This window comes from Streptomyces sp. NBC_01446 (genome assembly GCF_026340095.1).
In the GTDB taxonomy this organism is placed as follows: Bacteria; Actinomycetota; Actinomycetes; order Streptomycetales; family Streptomycetaceae; genus Streptomyces; species Streptomyces aureus.
The window spans coordinates 6,954,220-6,971,002 of sequence record NZ_JAPEPO010000001.1 but is presented as its reverse complement, the minus strand read 5'-3'; the positions used below and the strand labels follow the sequence as shown (position 1 = coordinate 6,971,002).

At 71.3% G+C, this 16,783-nt stretch carries 18 protein-coding genes; 8 read left to right on the top strand and 10 right to left on the bottom strand.

Going from position 1 to position 16,783, the window contains the following annotated elements; all coding sequences use genetic code 11:
- Nucleotides 1-34: 34 nt before the first annotated feature.
- Nucleotides 35-607 (bottom strand): helix-turn-helix domain-containing protein, encoded by a 573-nt coding sequence (locus tag OG456_RS31365; protein WP_266566881.1) that lies wholly within the window; start codon nt 605-607, stop codon nt 35-37.
- A 103-nt stretch (nt 608-710) separates the two neighbouring features.
- Here OG456_RS31365 and OG456_RS31360 point away from each other — a divergent pair, with 103 nt between their 5' ends.
- Nucleotides 711-1,577, top strand: a complete 867-nt coding sequence (locus OG456_RS31360; RefSeq protein WP_266566880.1) for a DMT family transporter — start codon at nt 711-713, stop codon at nt 1,575-1,577.
- A 92-nt stretch (nt 1,578-1,669) separates the two neighbouring features.
- A complete protein-coding gene (locus OG456_RS31355) occupies nt 1,670-3,250 on the top strand; it encodes an IS1182 family transposase (RefSeq protein ID WP_266559966.1) in 1,581 nt (526 codons plus the stop codon).
- A 59-nt stretch (nt 3,251-3,309) separates the two neighbouring features.
- Here OG456_RS31355 and OG456_RS31350 read toward each other — a convergent pair whose 3' ends face one another.
- Nucleotides 3,310-4,074, bottom strand: coding sequence for an acyltransferase (locus OG456_RS31350; protein WP_266566878.1), 765 nt, complete (start codon nt 4,072-4,074; stop codon nt 3,310-3,312).
- Nucleotides 4,075-4,218: 144 nt separating this feature from the next.
- On the opposite strand from OG456_RS31350, the gene OG456_RS31345 reads away from it, so the two are divergent.
- Nucleotides 4,219-4,752, top strand: coding sequence for a gamma carbonic anhydrase family protein (locus OG456_RS31345; protein ID WP_266566876.1), 534 nt, complete (start codon nt 4,219-4,221; stop codon nt 4,750-4,752).
- A gap of 51 nt (nt 4,753-4,803) precedes the next feature.
- Here OG456_RS31345 and OG456_RS31340 read toward each other — a convergent pair whose 3' ends face one another.
- Complete coding sequence (locus OG456_RS31340; RefSeq protein WP_266566874.1) at nt 4,804-5,439, bottom strand: DedA family protein; 636 nt, start codon at nt 5,437-5,439, stop codon at nt 4,804-4,806.
- A 101-nt stretch (nt 5,440-5,540) separates the two neighbouring features.
- On the bottom strand, nt 5,541-5,993 hold the full coding sequence (locus OG456_RS31335; protein WP_227293497.1) for a DUF4442 domain-containing protein: 453 nt from the start codon (nt 5,991-5,993) through the stop codon (nt 5,541-5,543).
- A 72-nt stretch (nt 5,994-6,065) separates the two neighbouring features.
- On the opposite strand from OG456_RS31335, the gene OG456_RS31330 reads away from it, so the two are divergent.
- Complete coding sequence (locus OG456_RS31330; RefSeq protein ID WP_266566871.1) at nt 6,066-7,022, top strand: hypothetical protein; 957 nt, start codon at nt 6,066-6,068, stop codon at nt 7,020-7,022.
- Between the two features lie 97 nt (nt 7,023-7,119).
- A complete protein-coding gene (locus tag OG456_RS31325) occupies nt 7,120-8,157 on the top strand; it encodes a hypothetical protein (RefSeq protein WP_266566869.1) in 1,038 nt (345 codons plus the stop codon).
- 70 nt (nt 8,158-8,227) lie between these two features.
- Here OG456_RS31325 and OG456_RS31320 read toward each other — a convergent pair whose 3' ends face one another.
- A complete protein-coding gene (locus OG456_RS31320) occupies nt 8,228-8,557 on the bottom strand; it encodes a hypothetical protein (protein ID WP_266566867.1) in 330 nt (109 codons plus the stop codon).
- Nucleotides 8,558-8,730: 173 nt separating this feature from the next.
- Here OG456_RS31320 and OG456_RS31315 point away from each other — a divergent pair, with 173 nt between their 5' ends.
- Nucleotides 8,731-10,035 (top strand): MFS transporter, encoded by a 1,305-nt coding sequence (locus OG456_RS31315; RefSeq protein ID WP_266566865.1) that lies wholly within the window; start codon nt 8,731-8,733, stop codon nt 10,033-10,035.
- Here OG456_RS31315 and OG456_RS31310 read toward each other — a convergent pair.
- The 4 genes from OG456_RS31310 to OG456_RS31295 form a co-directional block, all read right to left on the bottom strand.
- Entirely contained in the window at nt 9,997-10,842 is an 846-nt protein-coding gene (locus OG456_RS31310) for a spermidine synthase (protein ID WP_266566863.1), read from the bottom strand. The two genes, OG456_RS31315 and OG456_RS31310, sit on opposite strands and share 39 nt — an antisense overlap.
- 182 nt (nt 10,843-11,024) lie before the next feature.
- Nucleotides 11,025-11,864 (bottom strand): patatin-like phospholipase family protein, encoded by an 840-nt coding sequence (locus tag OG456_RS31305; RefSeq protein WP_266566862.1) that lies wholly within the window; start codon nt 11,862-11,864, stop codon nt 11,025-11,027.
- 88 nt (nt 11,865-11,952) lie between these two features.
- Nucleotides 11,953-13,131, bottom strand: coding sequence for an elongation factor Tu (tuf, locus tag OG456_RS31300; protein WP_266566861.1), 1,179 nt, complete (start codon nt 13,129-13,131; stop codon nt 11,953-11,955).
- Between the two features lie 328 nt (nt 13,132-13,459).
- The gene (locus OG456_RS31295; RefSeq protein ID WP_266566859.1) at nt 13,460-14,164 is read right to left on the bottom strand and encodes a DNA alkylation repair protein; all 705 of its coding nucleotides are present in this window, start codon (nt 14,162-14,164) and stop codon (nt 13,460-13,462) included.
- A 50-nt stretch (nt 14,165-14,214) separates the two neighbouring features.
- Between OG456_RS31295 and OG456_RS31290 the strand changes: the two genes are divergently transcribed.
- Nucleotides 14,215-14,940, top strand: coding sequence for a TVP38/TMEM64 family protein (locus OG456_RS31290; RefSeq protein ID WP_266566857.1), 726 nt, complete (start codon nt 14,215-14,217; stop codon nt 14,938-14,940).
- A gap of 34 nt (nt 14,941-14,974) precedes the next feature.
- On the opposite strand, the gene OG456_RS31285 is transcribed toward OG456_RS31290, so the two are convergent.
- The gene (locus OG456_RS31285) at nt 14,975-16,144 is read right to left on the bottom strand and encodes a thiolase family protein (protein WP_266566855.1); all 1,170 of its coding nucleotides are present in this window, start codon (nt 16,142-16,144) and stop codon (nt 14,975-14,977) included.
- Nucleotides 16,145-16,263: 119 nt separating this feature from the next.
- Here OG456_RS31285 and OG456_RS31280 point away from each other — a divergent pair, with 119 nt between their 5' ends.
- The gene (locus OG456_RS31280) at nt 16,264-16,734 is read left to right on the top strand and encodes a helix-turn-helix domain-containing protein (RefSeq protein WP_266566853.1); all 471 of its coding nucleotides are present in this window, start codon (nt 16,264-16,266) and stop codon (nt 16,732-16,734) included.
- Nucleotides 16,735-16,783 lie beyond the last annotated feature (49 nt).

The window sequence follows — 16,783 nt, the reverse complement described above, 5'->3', positions numbered from 1 at the left end:
CTAACAGCCGTCCGCGGCGGCCGAGTCGGGCGTCTCAGCGTACGGGCGGCACCGACACGGCCATGGTCATCTCCATCGTCTCGGTGCCGTCGTTGCGGTAGGTGTGCGAGGCGTCGGCCTCGAACGAGACGCTGGATCCAGTGGGCACGCGGTACTCGGCGCCGTCCAGGACGAGGGTCAGTTCGCCTGCCGTCACATGGAGCAGCTCCACCGTGCCCGCGGGGTGCGGGTCGGAGCCGCTGCCGTCGCCGGGTTCCAGGTGCCAGTCCCACATCTCCAGGGGGCCGGGGGCCTCGGTCCCGGCGAGCAGCCGGTTGTAGCTGCCGGCTTCCGTGCTCCACAGGCGTACGGCCTGCTCGGGCGGGACGATGCGGACCTTCGGGCCTTGTTCGTAGTCGAGCAGGGTGGTGATGCTGATGCCGAGCGCGTCACCGATCTTGACCACGGTGCCGATGCTGGGGTTGGTGCGGGCCTGCTCGATCTGGATGAGCATGCCGCGGCTGACTCCGGCGCGCGTCGCGAGACCGTCGAGGGTGAAGCCGCGCTCGGTGCGCCAGCGCTTGACGTTGCGGCCGAGGGACTGGGTCAGCAGGTCGAGGTCCGACACATTCCGTCCAATATTCTGGATGACAGCGTTCAATTCATTGAACTAACGTGTGGTGCAACAAAGCATTCACCGCTGTTCACCACACTGTACTGCGAGGCAGACCATGACAGCACTCTTCGCCCTGGCCACCAGCCTCATGTGGGGCCTGGCCGACTTCGGCGGAGGGCTCCTCACCCGACGGACTCCCGCGCTCACGGTCGTGGTGGTCTCGCAGAGCATCGCCGTCGTGGTGCTCGGCGCGATCGTGGCCGCGACCGGCGCCCGGAGCGAGGCGGGACCGCAGCTGTGGTTCGCGGTCGCGGCCGGTCTCGTCGGCCCGGTCGCCATGCTCGCCTTCTACAAGGCGCTCGCCCTCGGCCCGATGGGCGTCGTCTCGCCCCTCGGCTCGCTCGGCGTCACCGTTCCCGTCGCCGTCGGCCTGGTGCTCGGGGAGCGTCCGGGGCTGGTCCAGTTCGCGGGCATCGGCGTGGCCTTCGCAGGGGTGATCCTGGCCGGCGGTCCGCAGTTCCGGGGCGCGCCCGTGCAGCGTCAGGCCGTCCTGCTCACGCTGCTCGCGGCGTTCGGCTTCGGTGCGGTGATGGCCCTGATCGCGGAGGCCTCGTCCACCATGACCGGGCTCTTCCTGGCGCTCTTCGTGCAGCGGGTGACCAATGTGACGGCGGGAGGCACGGCCCTGTACGTGTCCGTGCGGCGCGGCGGCCGGGCGCTTCCCGAGGACGGCGGGATGCGGGCCGTCCGGTCGGCGCTCCCCGCGCTCGCGTTCGTGGGCCTCGCCGACGTGGCGGCCAACGGCACGTACGCGATGGCGGCGCGGCAGGGCCCGGTCACCGTGGCCGCCGTGCTCGCCTCGCTCTACCCCGTCGTGACGGCGCTGGCCGCGCGCGGCTTCCTCGGCGAGCGGCTGCGCGGGGTGCAGGCCGCGGGGGCGGGCCTCGCACTGGTGGGCACGGTGCTGCTGGCGACGGGTTAAAGCCCTGTCCGGACAGGCCCTAGAAGACTCATGAAGATCTTGGGTTCTGGCCCCGCCGCGTGAGCGGCGGGGCCAGACTGTTTGTTGTGGTGATGGGGGAATGGGCCGGGGAGACGATCGGGCCGGATGTATGGGAGACCTGCCGGGATTTGATCCCGGCAGGGAGTGTGTTCGCGTTCCTGGCCGAGCATCGCAGCGCGCTGTTCGAAGCGGAGATGTTTGCGGACATGTACCCGTCGGCGAACGGGCGGCCGAGCATGCCGCCGCAGATCCTGGCCGCTTCGATCACGCTACAGGCCCTGCACGGGCTTTCGGACTTCGAGACGGTCCAGGAGCTGCGGTGCGACCTGCGGTGGAAGGCCGCCTGTGGACTGGGCCTTCATGACATGGCGTTCGATCCGTCGTTGCTGGCCTACTTCCGCCGCCGGCTGGCCCGTTCCGCCCGGCCGAACCGGGTATTCGAGGCTGTGCGTGAGGTCGTGAAGGCCACCGGTGTCCTCAAGGGCAAGCACCGCCGGGCGCTGGATTCCACTGTGCTGGACGACGCGGTGGCCACCCAGGACACCGTCACCCAGATCATCGCCGCCATCCGGGCGGTGATCCGGGAAGTCCCCGGGGCCGGCGAGGTGGCAGCCGTGCAGTGCACCGCGCACGACTACAACGACCCGGGCAAGCCGAGGATCGCCTGGAACGACGAGCAGGCCCGTGCCGACCTGGTCGACGCCCTGGTCGGTGACGCACTGCGGCTGCTGGGCCATCTGCCCGAGCAGCAGCTCGACGAGAAGGCCGCGAACGCGGTCGGCATCCTGGCCCTGGTCGCAGGTCAGGACGTGGAGCCCGCCGAGGACTCCGACGGCCGCGACGGGCGCTGGCGCATCACCCAGGGCACCGCACCAAACCGGATGGTCTCCACTGTCGACCCCGAAGCCCGGCACGTGCACAAGACCCGCACCCACCAACAGGATGGCTTCAAGGCCCACCTCGCCATGGAGCCCGAGACCGGGTTATACACCGCCGTCGCCCTGCGGCCCGGAGCCGGTCCCGAGCACCACGAGGCGATGGTCGGAATCGACCTGCTCACCGACGAGGACGAGCCCGTTGACGCCTTCGGTGACACCGCCTACTCCACCGGCGACGCCCGCCACAGCCTCGAAACTGCCGGTCACCGGCTGTTCCTCAAACCCGCACCACTGCGGCCCGCCGTCCCTGGCGGCTTCACCCTCGACGACTTCATCATCGACACCGGCGCCGCCACCGTGACCTGCCCCGCCGGACACACCGTCCCTTTATCCGCTCCCGCCGGGCAGCACCACCAGCGCAAAGCCTCGTTCAAGGACGTGTGCGCCGGATGCCCCCTTCGTGAGCGGTGCACCAAGGCCAAGGCCGGGCGGATCCTGACCATCCGTCCGCACCACGACCTGCTCGCCGCCGCTCGCCACCAGACCGCCACCGATCCCGACTGGCAGGCTGACTACCGGCGCTGGAGACCACCAGTCGAACGCGCCGTCGCCTGGCTCGTCCACCACAACAACCGCAAACTCCGCTACCGCGGCACCATCAAGAACAACGCCTGGCTCCACACCCGAGCAGCCGCCCTCAACCTCCGCCGACTGATCAACCTCGGACTCACCCGAACCAACGGAACCTGGCACCTCACCCCGGTCAATACATAGCCGGAGGGGCCGCCCGGCCTGCGGCCGGACAACCCCTCAGCAAGATCTTCATGAGTCTTCTAGGCGCTCGCGCCCGGCTGGACGCCTTCTTCGAGTTCTTCCAGGTCGGCGAGCGCGAGGAGCTGCTCGGGGGTGACACCTTCGGGGATCGGGGCGGGGGCGGGTGTGCGCAGCGGCGGCTGCCACCCGTTCTCCTCGTCCCAGCTCCTCACGACCCGGGCGGGCGCACCGGCCACGACCGAGCGGTCGGGCACCTCGCCGCGCACGACGGCGCCGGCGGCCACCACGACGTTCCGGCCGATCCGGGCGCCCGGCAGGATCACCGCGCCGGTGCCGATCCAGCAGCCGGGGCCGATCTCCACCGGCTCCATGCGCGGCCACTGCTTGCCGATGGGCTGGTGCGGGTCGTCGTACGAGTGGTTGGTCGAGGTCACGTAGACGTACGGGCCGAAGTAGCAGTCGCTGCCGATCGTCACCGTCGTGTCGGCGATGACATGGCTGCCGCGGCCGAGGACGACGCCGTCGCCGATGCGCAGGATCGGTTCCGTGCCGAGGTCGAGGTCGGGCATCAGGCCGGCGGTCAGAGTGACCTGTTCCGCGACGATGCAGTGCGCGCCGAGGTGGATCCAGGGCTCACCGAAGACCGTGCCCTGCGGGAAGGCCAGCTTGGTGCCGTGGCCCAGGGACCCGAAGCGGTAGCGGCCGGGGTGCTCGGCGGTCACCGCGCCCGCGCGCTGCGCGAGGCGCCAGCCCGCCTGCACCGCGCGATGGGCCAGGCGTCCGGTGAAGGCGCGGGATGAGAACGCGTTCCAGTTCTTCGGCACAGCCTCACGTTACTCAGCCGTACGCCACCGCGTGGAACCGTGGCCTGTGATCTTCGCCCCACACGGCACGCGCTCGGGGCCGTCCCGTACGGTTCGCTCTGGCGCGACACAGTCGGCGCGGAAGACGGAAGAGGAGACAGAGCGATGGGCCAGCAGGCACTCATCACCGGGATCGGCGGCAAGGACCCGGACCTCGACCAGGAGGCGTTCGCCGCGCCGACCTCGGTCGTGATCGGCGAGGTCACCCTGCACGCCGGGGCGAGTGTCTGGTACGGCGCGGTGCTGCGCGCGGACTGCGGCCCGATCGTGCTGGGCGCCGACAGCAACATCCAGGACAACTGCACCGTGCACGTCGACCCCGGCTTCCCGGTGACGGTCGGCGAGCGGGTCTCCGTGGGACACAACGCGGTCCTGCACGGCTGCACCGTCGAGGACGACTGTCTCGTGGGCATGGGCGCCACGGTTCTCAACGGCGCGGTGATCGGCGCCGGTTCCCTGGTCGCCGCCCAGGCGCTCGTCCCGCAGGGGATGCAGGTCCCGCCCGGCTCACTCGTCGCCGGGGTGCCCGCCAAGGTGAAGCGCCCGCTGACCGACGAAGAGCGCGCGGGCATCACCCTGAACGGCACGCTCTACGTGGAACTGGCGAAGGCACACCGCGCGGCGCACGCGGACGACTGACAGCTGACAGCTGACAGCTGACAGCTGACGACAATCGTCAGGCGTCAGGTGTCACTCGGCGGCCGGGACCGGCTCCGCCTCGGCCGCCGCCTTCTTCGCCTTGCGCCTGACGATCAGCATGGAGGCCAGGCCGATCAGCACGGCCGCGGCGAGCCCGTAGTACGAGAACCGCTTGAGCCAGTCCTCGGCGACCACGCCGATGTAGTAGATGACGGCGGTCGTGCCGCCGGCCCAGATGACCCCGCCGAGGAAGTTCGCGATGAGGAACTTCCAGTAGGGCATGTGCAGCACGCCCGCCAGCGGGCCCGCGAAGATGCGCAGCAGGGCGACGAAGCGGCCGAAGAAGACCGCCCACATGCCCCACTTCTCGAAGGAGCGCTCGGCGGTCGCGACATGGGCCTCGCCGAAGTGGCGTGGGAACTTGTTGCCGAGCCAGGCCAGCAGGGGGCGTCCGCCCTTGCGGCCGATGGCGTATCCGATGGAGTCGCCGACGACGGCTCCCGCGCTGGCGCAGGCTCCGAGGATGATCGGGTTGACGTCACCCTGCTGGGACGACAGCAGCGCCGCCGAGACCAGCACGATCTCCCCCGGCAGCGGGATGCCCAGGCTTTCGAGCCCGATGACCCCGGCCACCAGGGCATAGATGGCGACCGCCGGTACCGTGTCGAGCCATTCCTGGACGTGCAACGCCGATTCCTCCCGTGTCGGTGGGCGGGTGCCCGGCGCACGCTCCCCCGGGTGCGCATGCCGGGCAGCCTACCTGTTCGAGGAAAACGGAGATGTCAGGCTCAGCTGTTGGGGCGCAGCGTCCAGACGACCGTCATTTCCCCGGTCACCGCACCGTCGGCGCGCTGGATCGCGACGGTCACCGGGAACTCGGGGCGCTCCCCCGCGTCGAGCTCGGCGACCACGTCGGCGGCCGGGCGGCCGAGCGTGGCCGTCGCCGTGACGGGGCCCATGGCGAGCTTCTTGTACGCGATGTCGGCGCGCACGGCGAGCGGCACCGCCCGCGAGAGCTGGTCCCCGAAGGCCGCGAGGACGATCGCGCCGCTGGCGGACTCGCCGAGCGTGAACATCGCTCCGGCGTGCGGTCCGCCGACGTGGTTGTGGTACTCACTCTGGTCCGGCAGGGCCACGACGGCCTTCTCCGGGGTGGTCTCGAGGAATTCGATGTTCAGGGTCCGGGCCATCGGCACGGTGGCGGCGAGCATCTCGCCGATCGACATCTGTTCAGCGCTCATGGTCCGTGATGTTACCCACGAGTAGCCACCTTGGCCATCCTCGGTCCGGCGGTAGCCCTATCGTTGCTCGCCATGTGGCCAGGAGAGCAGGGTCCCGGGGGCGAGCAGAACCCGCAGGGCCGCCAACCGAATCCGTACCAGCAGCCGAACCCGTATCCGCAGCCGTCCGGACAGCAGGTCTGGAACGCGCCCACGATTCCAGCCGGTTCACCCCAGCCGTCACCCGAACCCCCGAAGCGCAGACGGACGGCTCTCATCGCCGTGGTGGCCGCCGCCGCGGTCGTCGTCGCGTCCGTGGTGACCGGGGTCCTCGTCCTCGGCGGCGACAAGGACAAGAAGGACGACAACGCCGGGCCCGGCCCCACGAAGTCCTCGGCGGCCGCGCCGAACGCGACCGGCAACCCGCGCGCGGGCGGCGGTGTCGAGCCCACCGTGCACGGCTGGAAGACCGTGGTGAACACCGACCACGGCATGGCGTTCGACGTTCCCTCCACCTGGCTGGTGAAGTCGAACGGCTGGGTCAACTGGGTCTCCAAGGAAGGCGACCCGCGCGAGAAGCCGCTCATCGCCATGAGCAACCCGGCGTTCCTCGAAGAGAAGTGGTGCGTCTCCGACGACGACAAGGACGGCAACGAGGAGGAGTCCTCGCTCGGCGCGACCGGGTCGCGGGGCAACAACGGCGCCAAGAGCACCGAGGACGCCGCCACCAAGGACGCCACGATGTGGGTCTACGGCGCGTACTCGCAGCCCGACAAGAAGAGCATCACCACGAAGCCGGCGGAGTCGTACACCACCACGTCCGGCCTCACCGGCAGCCTGGTGACCGCCACTTCGACGGGCGTCAAGCAGAAGAAGCACGGCAAGTGCTCCTCCGACGGCAAGGCCGCCGTGTTCGCCTTCAAGGACGCCGACGGCGACTTCGCGTCCTGGTCGTTCTTCGGGCCCACAGGCGTCAAGGGCGAGGTACCCGACGCGACGGTCAGGAAGATCGTCAGCACCGTGCGGCTCGTGGACGTCAGCGACTCCTGAGACACGGCGCCGCAGAACGCGGCCGCCGGCGAACCGTTGCACGTCCGGTACAGGGCGACGGTGCCGGCGGCTGCCGGGGCCTCTATTGTTGTGCGCCATGTGGCCAGGACAGCAGCCGCCCGGGGGCGAGCAGAACCCGCAGGACCAGAATCCGTACCAGCAGCCGGGGTACCAGCAGCAGCCCAACCCCTATCAGCAGCCGGGCTACCAGCAGCAGCCCAATCCGTACCAGCAGCAGCCCGGGCAGCAGCCTCCCGGGCAGTGGGGCGCTCCCACCGTCCCGCTCGGCGATCCCCAGCCGCCGAGCGGCAACGGCGGCGGCAACAAGACGAAGATCACCGCGATCGTCGCGGCCGCGGCCGTCGTGGTCGCCGCCGGCGTGACCGGGTTCCTTGTTCTCGGGGGTGACAAGGAGGACAAGGCAGACCCCAAGCCGTCCAAGTCCCCCACGAAGTCCGCCTCCAAGGACCCCAGCCCCGACGCGAGCGACGACGTCAACCCGCGCGACCCGTCGAACGCGCCGAAGGCCACCATCGCGGGCTGGCAGGTCGTCGTGAACCCCAAGTACGGGACCGCGTTCGACGTACCGGCCGACTGGGCCGTGAAGTCGGACGGTCTGATCACCGGCTTCGACGACGCGAAGGACGAGGGCGCCAAGCCCCTCATCACGATGTCCGCACCGGCGTTCCTCAAGGAGAAGTGGTGCACGTCCGACGACGACAAGGACGGCACCGAGGACAGCAGCGCCCTCGCCGCGACGGGCACCAAGGGGCAGAACGGCGCCAAGAACACCCAGGACGTCGCGCGCAACGACTCGGCGTGGTGGGTGTTCGGCGGCTACACCGACCAGAAGGACTCGTCGAAGAAGCTCCTGAAGATCGGTAAGCCGAAGGACTTCACGACCGCTTCCGGCGTCAAGGGCAGCGTGGCGATCACTACATCGTCCGGTGTGCCGAAGACCGGCAAGTGCGACACGGACGGCAAGGCCACCGTGTTCGCCTTCAAGAACTCCCAGGGCGACTTCGTCTCCTGGACGTTCTACGGCGCCAAGGGCGTGAAGGAGGAGGTCCCGGACTCCACGGTGCAGAAGATCCTCAGCACCGTTCGGCTCCAGGGCGACCCCAGCGTGCACTGAGCCGCACACAGCGCAGCGTCCGGACCGCCCGGTGAAGGGCAGGCCGGACGCTGTCAGCGGCGTGATGCGATCAGCGCAGGTAGTTCCGGTAGACCCACCTGCCGGAGATCGCGTCCTCGGTCACCTTGCAACTGCCGATACACACCCACGGGTTGCCGGAGCTGTTGGTACAGGCCCAGTAGGCGTGCACCGAGTTGTTCTTGTAGATGTAGTCGATCACGGCCGCGTTCCCCGAGATCGAGGAGTGGACCGGCACCTTCTCCTCGGCGACCGTGTAGTCGTGGCTGGTCGGCGCACACGTGGTCGCCGCCGCCGAAGCGGGCGTCGCGGCGATGACGGGGAGTGCGGCGGCGCCGACGAGCGCGCCCGCGGCCAGCAGGGACGAGAAGTACTTCCGCATTTCATTCCTTCCTTCAGAACCAACCGGTTCCGGGGGGTGGCAAATTTGTCGCGGACATGACACAAAAAATCCATGATCAATCTACTGGATCGACACGGCAGTGACCATCAGGTTCGGCCGACCCGAAAGAATCTCGTTTGGCAAGTCGCCCCCACTGCGGCGATAGTCCCTCAGTGAACCCCGCTGCCGCCTCCCCGCTCAGACCCCGCCGACCCGCGTGGGCGGGCCGCAACTACAGCCTGCTGGCGTTTTCGGCGTTCGTGACGACCCTCGGCAGCAACGGCGCGCTGATCGCGTCCGCGTTCGCGGTGCTCGAGACCGGGGGCGACGGCGGGGACGTCGGCCTCGTCGCCGCGTCACGCACCCTGACGCTCGTCCTGTTCCTGCTCGTCGGCGGAGCCGTCGCCGACCGGCTGCCGCGCCACCACGTGATGGTCGCGGCCAACGCGCTCAACTTCCTCTCCCAGGGCGCCTTCGCGCTGCTCGTCCTGACCGGCAAGCCCGAGCTGTGGCAGATGATGCTGCTCAGCGCGCTGGGCGGCACCGGGCAGGCCTTCTTCAACCCCGCCGCCGAAGGCATGTTGATGTCGTCGGTCGACCGGGAGCAGGCGAGCCGCGCCTTCGCCCTCTTCCGGATGGCGATGTCGGGCGCGGCCGTGGGCGGCGCGGCGCTCGGCGGCGCGATGGTCGCGGCCGTCGGACCCGGCTGGGTGCTCGCCGTGGACGCGGTCGCGTTCGCCGTCGCGGGCGCCCTGCGCTCCTGCCTCGACGTCAGCCACATCGCGCCGCGCGAGCCCGGCGGAGGCCTCCTCGCCGATATGCGCGACGGCTGGCAGGAGTTCATCGGCCGACCGTGGTTGTGGGGCGTCGTCGCGCAGTTCTCCGTCGTGGTCGCGGTGGTCGGCGCCGCCGACGCGGTCTTCGGCCCGCTGGTCGCGCGCGACTCCCTCGGCGGCCCCGGGCCCTGGGGGCTCGCGCTCGGCGCGTTCGGCGTCGGAACCGTCGCCGGGGCATTCCTGATGATGCGGTGGAAGCCGCGGCGGCTGCTGCTCGCCGGGACCCTGTGCGTGTTCCCGCTGGCGCTGCCCTCGGCGGCGCTCGCGGTACCGGTGCCTCTTGCCGTGCTGGTCTGCGTGATGTTCGTGAGCGGCGTGACGATCGAGGTGTTCAGCGTCTCCTGGATGACGGCGCTGCACCAGGAGATCCCGGAGGACAAGCTGTCCCGGGTCTCCGCGTACGACTGGTTCGGCTCCGTCGCGATGGTGCCGGTCGCCACCGCGCTCGCGGGCCCCGCCGAGGCCGCCTTCGGCCTGACCCCCGCACTGTGGGGCTGCGCGGCGCTCGTCGTCGTCGCGACGGGCGCGGTCCTGTTCGTGCCGGAGGTGCGCCGGCTGACGCGCCACCCCGACACCGCCGGGCAGCCCGCGCCCGAGCTCGTCTCAGCCGATGCCGAAGGAGCCGCCGGGCGGCACGGGTGAAGGCACCGCCTCCTCGTCCCGTACGGGCTTCGCGCTGCCGGTGAAGCGGCGCAGCTGAGCGCCGTGCTCGACGCGGGCCGGGAACGCGTCGGCCGCGGCGCGGCGGGCGAGGGCCGCGATGTCGAGTTCCTCGTGGGAGGCCACGAGGATCGTGTTCCCGAAGCGCCTGCCGCGCAGCACGGCGGGCTCCGCGATCAGCGCGAGATGCTCGAACACCGTTGAGAACGTGGCGAGTTGGGAGCGCAGGAAGGCGAAGGGCGTACCGTCCGCGAGGTTCGCCGCGTAGACGCCCGTGGGACGCAGGACCCGCTCGGCGGCCTCGGCGTACGCCACGGTGGTCAGATGGGCCGGGACGCGGGAGCCGCCGAAGACGTCCGCCACGAGTACGTCGGCGCTGTCGGCGTCGGCCGACTCCAGCCAGGTGCGGGCGTCGGCCCCGTGGACGGTGATCCCGGCGCCGTCGGGGACGGGCAGGTGCTCGGCGACCAGGGCGAGCAGCCCCCGGTCCGCCTCGACCACGTCCTGACGCGATCCGGGCCGCGTCGCCGCCGCATAGCGCGGCAGGGTCAGCGCGCCACCGCCGAGGTGCAGCACGTCGAGGGGCTTTCCCGGTTCGCCCGCACAGTCGAGGACATGCCCGAGCCGGCGCGCGTACTCGAATTCGAGGTGTTCCGGCGCGTCCAGATCGACGTACGACTGCGGCGCCCCGTCGACCGTGAGCAGCCAGGCCCTGCGCCGGTCCACGTCGGGCATCAGCTTGGCGGTGCCGTGATCGACGGTCCTGGTCACGGGTATCGGCTCGTCCACGCGTCCATTGTGCCGGGCGGTGGGGGTGACAGAGGCCGGGCGGGGTTCACGGGGTGGACGGGGCCGCGGGGCAGGCGGCCTACCGGGCGGCGTTCGGCGGGCGACGGCGACGGGCGTGCCGGGTGGCATCAGCCGGGGCGCGGAAGCCGCCGTGTGCCGGGCAGCACTCGCCAGGGCGTTGCTCAGCCCCACGCCTCCGCCACGCTCGCCGCGTGCGCCGGCGCCTGTTCCCGGCCCGCGCGGGCCGAGGGGGCGCGGTGTGTCGGGTCGAGGCTGTTGTGGCCCATCGCCCTTCTGGTGGTGCGGTTCGGGGTGATGAGGGTGACCCTCGCCCCGCCCGCGGTGAGGCGTTCCGCCTGGGCGCGGGCCGACTCGAGGGTGCCGCCGCCCGCGGCGATCGGGGCGATGATCACGATGCGGTCGTGGCCTTCGGCGAGGTGTGCGTTGGCCGGGGAGCGGACGCCGCCGTCGATCCAGCGGTCGTCCTCGAACGTGACCGGCGGCCAGACGCCCGGCACGGCGCAGCTGGCCGCGACGGCGTCGACCAGGCCGACGCCGCTGCCCCGGTCGAGGACACGGAACTCGCCGGTCGTCGCCCGTACCGCCGTCACCAGGAACGGCCGCTCGGGCCAGCGGTGGGAGACGAGCCGCCCCGCGATGACATCGCGGCGCGTCGCCTCGTCCGGGGTGTCGGCGGCCAGCGCGATGTGCCCCACCCTGCGGCCGAAGTCCTCCGGCGTACGGGAGGAGAGCGCGGCGCGGGCGTGGCGGAGGGTGGCGGCGGCGCCGAGGTGCCCGGCGATCTCCCCTACGGGCGCGGCGAGTTGGCGCTCGTACAGCTCGGCGGGGGTCAGTCTGCCGGAAGCGAGCTGGGCGCCTACGACGGAGCCCGCGGAGGTGCCGATCACGGTGTCGGCGTCCCACAGGTCGGCGCCGGCCTCGGCGAGGCCGTGGAGGATTCCGGAGATCCAGCCGATGCCGGAGAGGCCGCCGCCCCCGAGTACGAGTGCCCTGCCTGCCACTTGAGACCTCCCTGCCGGCTTCGGCGTCCAGTGTGGCCGACGTGCGACCGCCCGCCTCCCGCGGGGTGCGGGAGGCGGGCGGTGCGGTTCAGCCGACGGAGCTGACGGTGCCCGCGCCGACGGTGCGCCCGCCCTCGCGGATCGCGAAGCCGAGGCCCGCCTCCAGGGGCATGTCGCGGCCGAGCTCGACCGTCATCGTGACGGTGTCCCCGGGCCGGGCGACGGCGCTCTCGCCGAGGTCGACATCGCCGACGACGTCCGCGGTCCGCAGGTAGAACTGCGGGCGGTAGCCGGTGGCGACGGGTGTCGTCCGGCCGCCCTCGGCCGCCGAGAGGACGTACACCTGGGCCGTGAAGCGGCGGCTCGGGCTGACGCTGGCCGGGGCCGCGACGACGTCGCCGCGGCGGACCGCGTCGCGGGGCACTCCGCGCAGCAGCAGCGCCACGTTGTCCCCGGCCTGCGCCTCCTCCATGGGCTTGCCGAAGGTCTCCAGGCCGGTGACCACGGTCGCCGACGCCTCGGTGTCCGCGCCGAAGATCTCGACGCGGTCGCCGACGCGCACCCTGCCGCGCTCGACGGCCCCGGTGACGACCGTGCCGCGTCCGGTGATGGTGAGCACGTTCTCCACCGGCAACAGGAACGGCGCGTCCACGTACCGCTCGGGCATGGGCACATACGTGTCCACGGCGTCGAGCAGCGCGTCGATCGCCCCGGTCCAACGGGGGTCGCCCTCAAGGGCCTTGAGCCCGGAGACTCTCACCACGGGCACGGAGTCGCCGCCGTACCCGTGCGCGGAGAGCAGTTCGCGGACCTCGAGCTCGACGAGGTCGGTGAGCTCCTCGTCTCCCGCGTCCGCCTTGTTGAGCGCGACGACGATGTGGTCGACGCCGACCTGGCGGGCGAGCAGGACGTGCTCGGCGGTCTGCGGCATGATCCCGTCCAGCGCGGAGACCACGAGGATCGCCCCGTCGAGCTGCGCGGCCCCGGTGACCATGTTCTTGACGTAGTCGGCGTGGCCTGGCATGTCGACGTGCGCGTAGTGGCGGGTGTCGGTCTCGTACTCGACGTGCGCGATGTTGATGGTGATGCCGCGGGCGGCCTCCTCCGGGGCGCGGTCGATGCGGTCGAAGGGCACGAATGTGCCGGCGCCGCGCTCGGCGAGGACCTTGGTGATGGCGGCGGTGAGGGTCGTCTTGCCGTGGTCGACGTGGCCCATGGTGCCGATGTTGAGGTGCGGCTTGGTGCGCACGTATGCCGTCTTGGGCATGACTGGGTGGTTCCTCCCGGAACGTGTTCCTCAGCGGAACAGGGTGTGATGGCCTCCTTGATGAGGCGGGGACCCCGGATTCCCACCGACCCTCCCCCTGCGGGGTCCGCCGGAATGTCCGGAGAGGGTCAGCTTCGGGCGCCGTCTGCTGCGGCGGCCAGGAAGACGGCAGCCTTCGCAGCGTCCGCGACTGCGGACGTGGCTGCGGGGAAGGCGTACCGGAACATGACGCCGATCATTGCCGAGGAAGCGGCGCAGGTCGAATGGTTTTCCGGCGGCCCGGGCGGCTCGGCGGGTGGCCCGGGTCTCTCTTGGGGCGTAAGGGAGTTCAGGCTCCGATGTTCTTCAGGGCCTCGCGCACCGACAGGGGCGCGAGCCGGTCCCGGTGGGCGGTGACGAAGGAACGTACGGCGTCCGGGTCGGTCTTCGCGTACTCACGCAGGCACCAGCCGATGGCCTTGCGGATGAAGAAGTCGGGGTGCGGCGCCCGGCGCAGGCAGTAGCCGAAGAGGCGCTCCGCGTCGGTCGTCTCCTTGCGGCGGAGTTGGTGCAGGAGCGCGGTGCGGGCGATCCACAGGTCGTCGTCCTCGATCCACGCGTCCATGTCCGTCGCCAGGCGCGGGTCGGCCGCGACGAGCGCGCCGACGACGTGCGCGGCGAGCAGGTCGACGGTGTCCCACCACGGGACCGTCGACACGAGGTGCCGGGCGACGGGCAGGAAGCCGGACGAACAGCGGCCCGCATGCCGGCGCAGGTAGTCGACCGCGAAGTACGCGTACTCGCGCTCGGGCAGCTCCCAGCAGCGCAGCGCGAGCGCCGTGCAGTCGGTCTCGTCGGGGCGCGGGGCACCGGCCAGGACCGTGCGCGAGAGTGCGCGGCGTACGGGGGTGGTGAGACCGAGGAAGGGAGCCACGTCCCTCATGTACGCGCGCATCTGCCCGGCCCGTTCGGGGTCGGCCGCCGTGGGGTACTCGGCGGTGAGCCGCTCCAGCAGGGTGTCGGCCAGCGCGCTGCGCGGGACTGTGACGGTCATGCGACACAACCCTACGGCGAACTTACATCTGGGTCGGTTAGTCTCCCCGGATGCCCGACACCGTCGCGACCCGTCCCGAGGGACTCGCCGCCGCCCGGCCGGCGGGCCTTGCCCTGCGTTGCACGAGAGTTCTGCTGTCACCGTGGTCGCGGCTGTCGCTCCTGGTGGCGCTGCTCGCCGCGGGCGGGGCCATGGTGTTGCTCCTTCAGCCGCAGCGGTTGCTCGCGGACGGCTGGCCGCCCCAGATGAGCGGCGCCGCCGCGGTCGTCCTGTTCGGCGCCGCGTACGGCCTGTGCACGGTGGCCTTCGTTCCGCGGCCGCTGCTGAACCTCGCGGCGGGCGCGCTGTTCGGTTCGCAGCTCGGCACCCTGGCGGCGCTCGGTGGGACGGTGCTCGGCGCCGCGGTGGCGTTCGGGCTCGGCCGGGTGCTCGGGCAGGAGGCGCTGCGACCCCTCGTACGCGGCCGCTGGCTGAAGGCGGCCGACGGGCAGCTCAGCCGGCACGGCTTCCGGGCGATGCTGGCGGCACGGCTGTTTCCGGGGGTGCCGTTCTGGGCGGCCAACTACTGCGCCGCGATCTCGCGCATGCGCTGGGCGCCGTTCCTTCTCGCCACGGCGATCGGCTCGGTCCCCAATACGGCGGCGTACGTCGTCGCCGGGGCCAGGGCCTCGACTCCGACGTCGCCCGCGTTCCTGATCGCGATGGGGTTCATCGCGCTGACCGGCCTCGCGGGTGCGGTGCTCGCGTGGTGCAAGCGCCACCGCCTCCGCGGCTGACGCACCCCCGAAGACTCGGCGCGCCTGCGAAGACTCAGAGCGCTTCGAGGACGGTCGCGTTGGCGAGCCCGCCGGCCTCGCACATCGTCTGGAGTGCGTAGCGTGCGCCGCGGGCGCGCATCGCGTGGACCAGGGTGGTCATCAGGCGGGTGCCGCTGGCGCCGAGTGGGTGGCCGAGTGCGATGGCGCCGCCGTGGACGTTCAGCTTCGCCGGGTCGGCGCCGGTCTCCTGGAGCCAGGCGAGGACGACGGCCGCGAACGCCTCGTTGACCTCGAACAGGTCGATGTCGCCCAGCTCGAGACCCGCCCTGCGCAGCACCTTCTCGGTGGCGGGGATGACGCCCGTGAGCATCAGGAGCGGGTCCGAGCCGGTGACGGCGAAGCTGTGGAGGCGGGCGAGGGGGCGCAGGCCGAGCCGGGCCGCGTTCTCGCTCGTGGTGATGAGGACGGCGGAGGCGCCGTCGTTGATGGGGCTCGCGTTGCCCGCGGTCACCGACCAGTCGATCTGCGGGAAGCGCTCGGCGAAGTGCGGATCGTAGTAGGCGGGTTTGAGCCCGGCGAGGATCTCGGCGGTGGTGCCGGGGCGCACGGACTCGTCTCGGGTGACGCCTTCGAGGGGCGCGACCTCGGCGTCGAAGAGCCCGTCCGCCCAGGCCCGGGCGGCCTTGCGGTGCGACTCGACGGCGTAGGCGTCCATCAGGTCGCGGGACAGCGACCACTTGGCGGCGATCAGCTCGGCGCTGACGCCCTGCGGGACCAGCCCCTCCGGATAGCGCTCGGCCACCCCGGGACCGAAGGGGTCGGCGCCCTCAGGCACGTTCGACCACATCGGCACGCGACTCATGGACTCCACGCCGCCGGCGATCACCATGTCGTATGCGCCGGAGATCACGCCCTGCGCGGCGAAGTGCACGGCCTGCTGGGACGAGCCGCACTGCCGGTCGACGGTCGTGGCGGGCACGGACTCCGGGAAGCCCGCCGACAGGACGGCGTACCGGGTGGTGTTCATGGCCTGCTCGGCGACCTGGTCGACCGTGCCGCCGATGACGTCGTCGATCTGCGCGGGGTCTATTCCGGCGCGCCCGACGAGGGTGCGCAACGTGTGGGCGAGGAGTTCGACGGGGTGGACATGAGCGAGCGTCCCGTTCGCCTTGCCCTTCCCGACGGGGGTGCGTACGGCTTCGACGATGACTGCGTCACGCATGGTGCGGGCCTCCTTGGCCGACGGGTCGGTGCCCGGCGCCGATTACCGGTGAGTAGGAAAACTGAACTCACCATAACCCCGTCGGTTGGAAAAGCAAACCCTCGCCTACACTGATGCGCATGCCAGCCGCCAAGGACCCGCGCCCCTGTTCGATCGCCGACACGCTGGCCGTGGTCGGCGAGAAGTACTCGCTCCTGGTCCTGCGCGAGGCGTGCCTCGGCAACGGTCGCTTCGACCAGCTGGTGCGCAACATCGGGGCGCCGCGCGACATCCTGGCGACGCGTCTGCGCCGCCTCGTCGACGCCGGCGTCCTCAAGAAGGTCGCCTACCAGGAGCGCCCCCAGCGCTTCGAGTACCGGCCCACCACGGCGGGGCTCGAACTGGAGCCGGTCCTCATGACCCTCATGGCGTGGGGCGACCGTCATCTGCGCGACGACGGCGACCGCCCGATGGTGATCGAGCACACCTGCGGCAACGAACTGGTCCCCGTCGTGACCTGCTCCGCATGCGGCGACACCGTCCGCCACGAGGACCTCAGCGCCCATCCGCAGGCCCCGGGCTGGACCACCGCGGGCCCGGCCGCGGCATAGCGCCGTCCGAGTGAAGAGGCCCTGTCATCGTCTCTTCACACAAGGGCGC

Excerpts from the sequence above, each read along its gene's own strand:
- OG456_RS31360 (WP_266566880.1), top strand. The coding sequence starts at position 711 with ATGACAGCACTCTTCGCCCTGGCCACCAGCCTCATGTGGGGCCTGGCC.
- OG456_RS31355 (WP_266559966.1), top strand. The coding sequence starts at position 1,670 with ATGGGGGAATGGGCCGGGGAGACGATCGGGCCGGATGTATGGGAGACC.
- OG456_RS31345 (WP_266566876.1), top strand. The coding sequence starts at position 4,219 with ATGGGCCAGCAGGCACTCATCACCGGGATCGGCGGCAAGGACCCGGAC.
- OG456_RS31335 (WP_227293497.1), bottom strand. The coding sequence starts at position 5,993 with ATGAGCGCTGAACAGATGTCGATCGGCGAGATGCTCGCCGCCACCGTG.
- OG456_RS31330 (WP_266566871.1), top strand. The coding sequence starts at position 6,066 with ATGTGGCCAGGAGAGCAGGGTCCCGGGGGCGAGCAGAACCCGCAGGGC.
- OG456_RS31325 (WP_266566869.1), top strand. The coding sequence starts at position 7,120 with ATGTGGCCAGGACAGCAGCCGCCCGGGGGCGAGCAGAACCCGCAGGAC.
- OG456_RS31320 (WP_266566867.1), bottom strand. The coding sequence starts at position 8,557 with ATGCGGAAGTACTTCTCGTCCCTGCTGGCCGCGGGCGCGCTCGTCGGC.
- tuf (WP_266566861.1), bottom strand. The coding sequence starts at position 13,131 with ATGCCCAAGACGGCATACGTGCGCACCAAGCCGCACCTCAACATCGGC.
- OG456_RS31295 (WP_266566859.1), bottom strand. The coding sequence starts at position 14,164 with ATGACCGTCACAGTCCCGCGCAGCGCGCTGGCCGACACCCTGCTGGAG.
- OG456_RS31290 (WP_266566857.1), top strand. The coding sequence starts at position 14,215 with ATGCCCGACACCGTCGCGACCCGTCCCGAGGGACTCGCCGCCGCCCGG.
- OG456_RS31285 (WP_266566855.1), bottom strand. The coding sequence starts at position 16,144 with ATGCGTGACGCAGTCATCGTCGAAGCCGTACGCACCCCCGTCGGGAAG.
- OG456_RS31280 (WP_266566853.1), top strand. The coding sequence starts at position 16,264 with ATGCCAGCCGCCAAGGACCCGCGCCCCTGTTCGATCGCCGACACGCTG.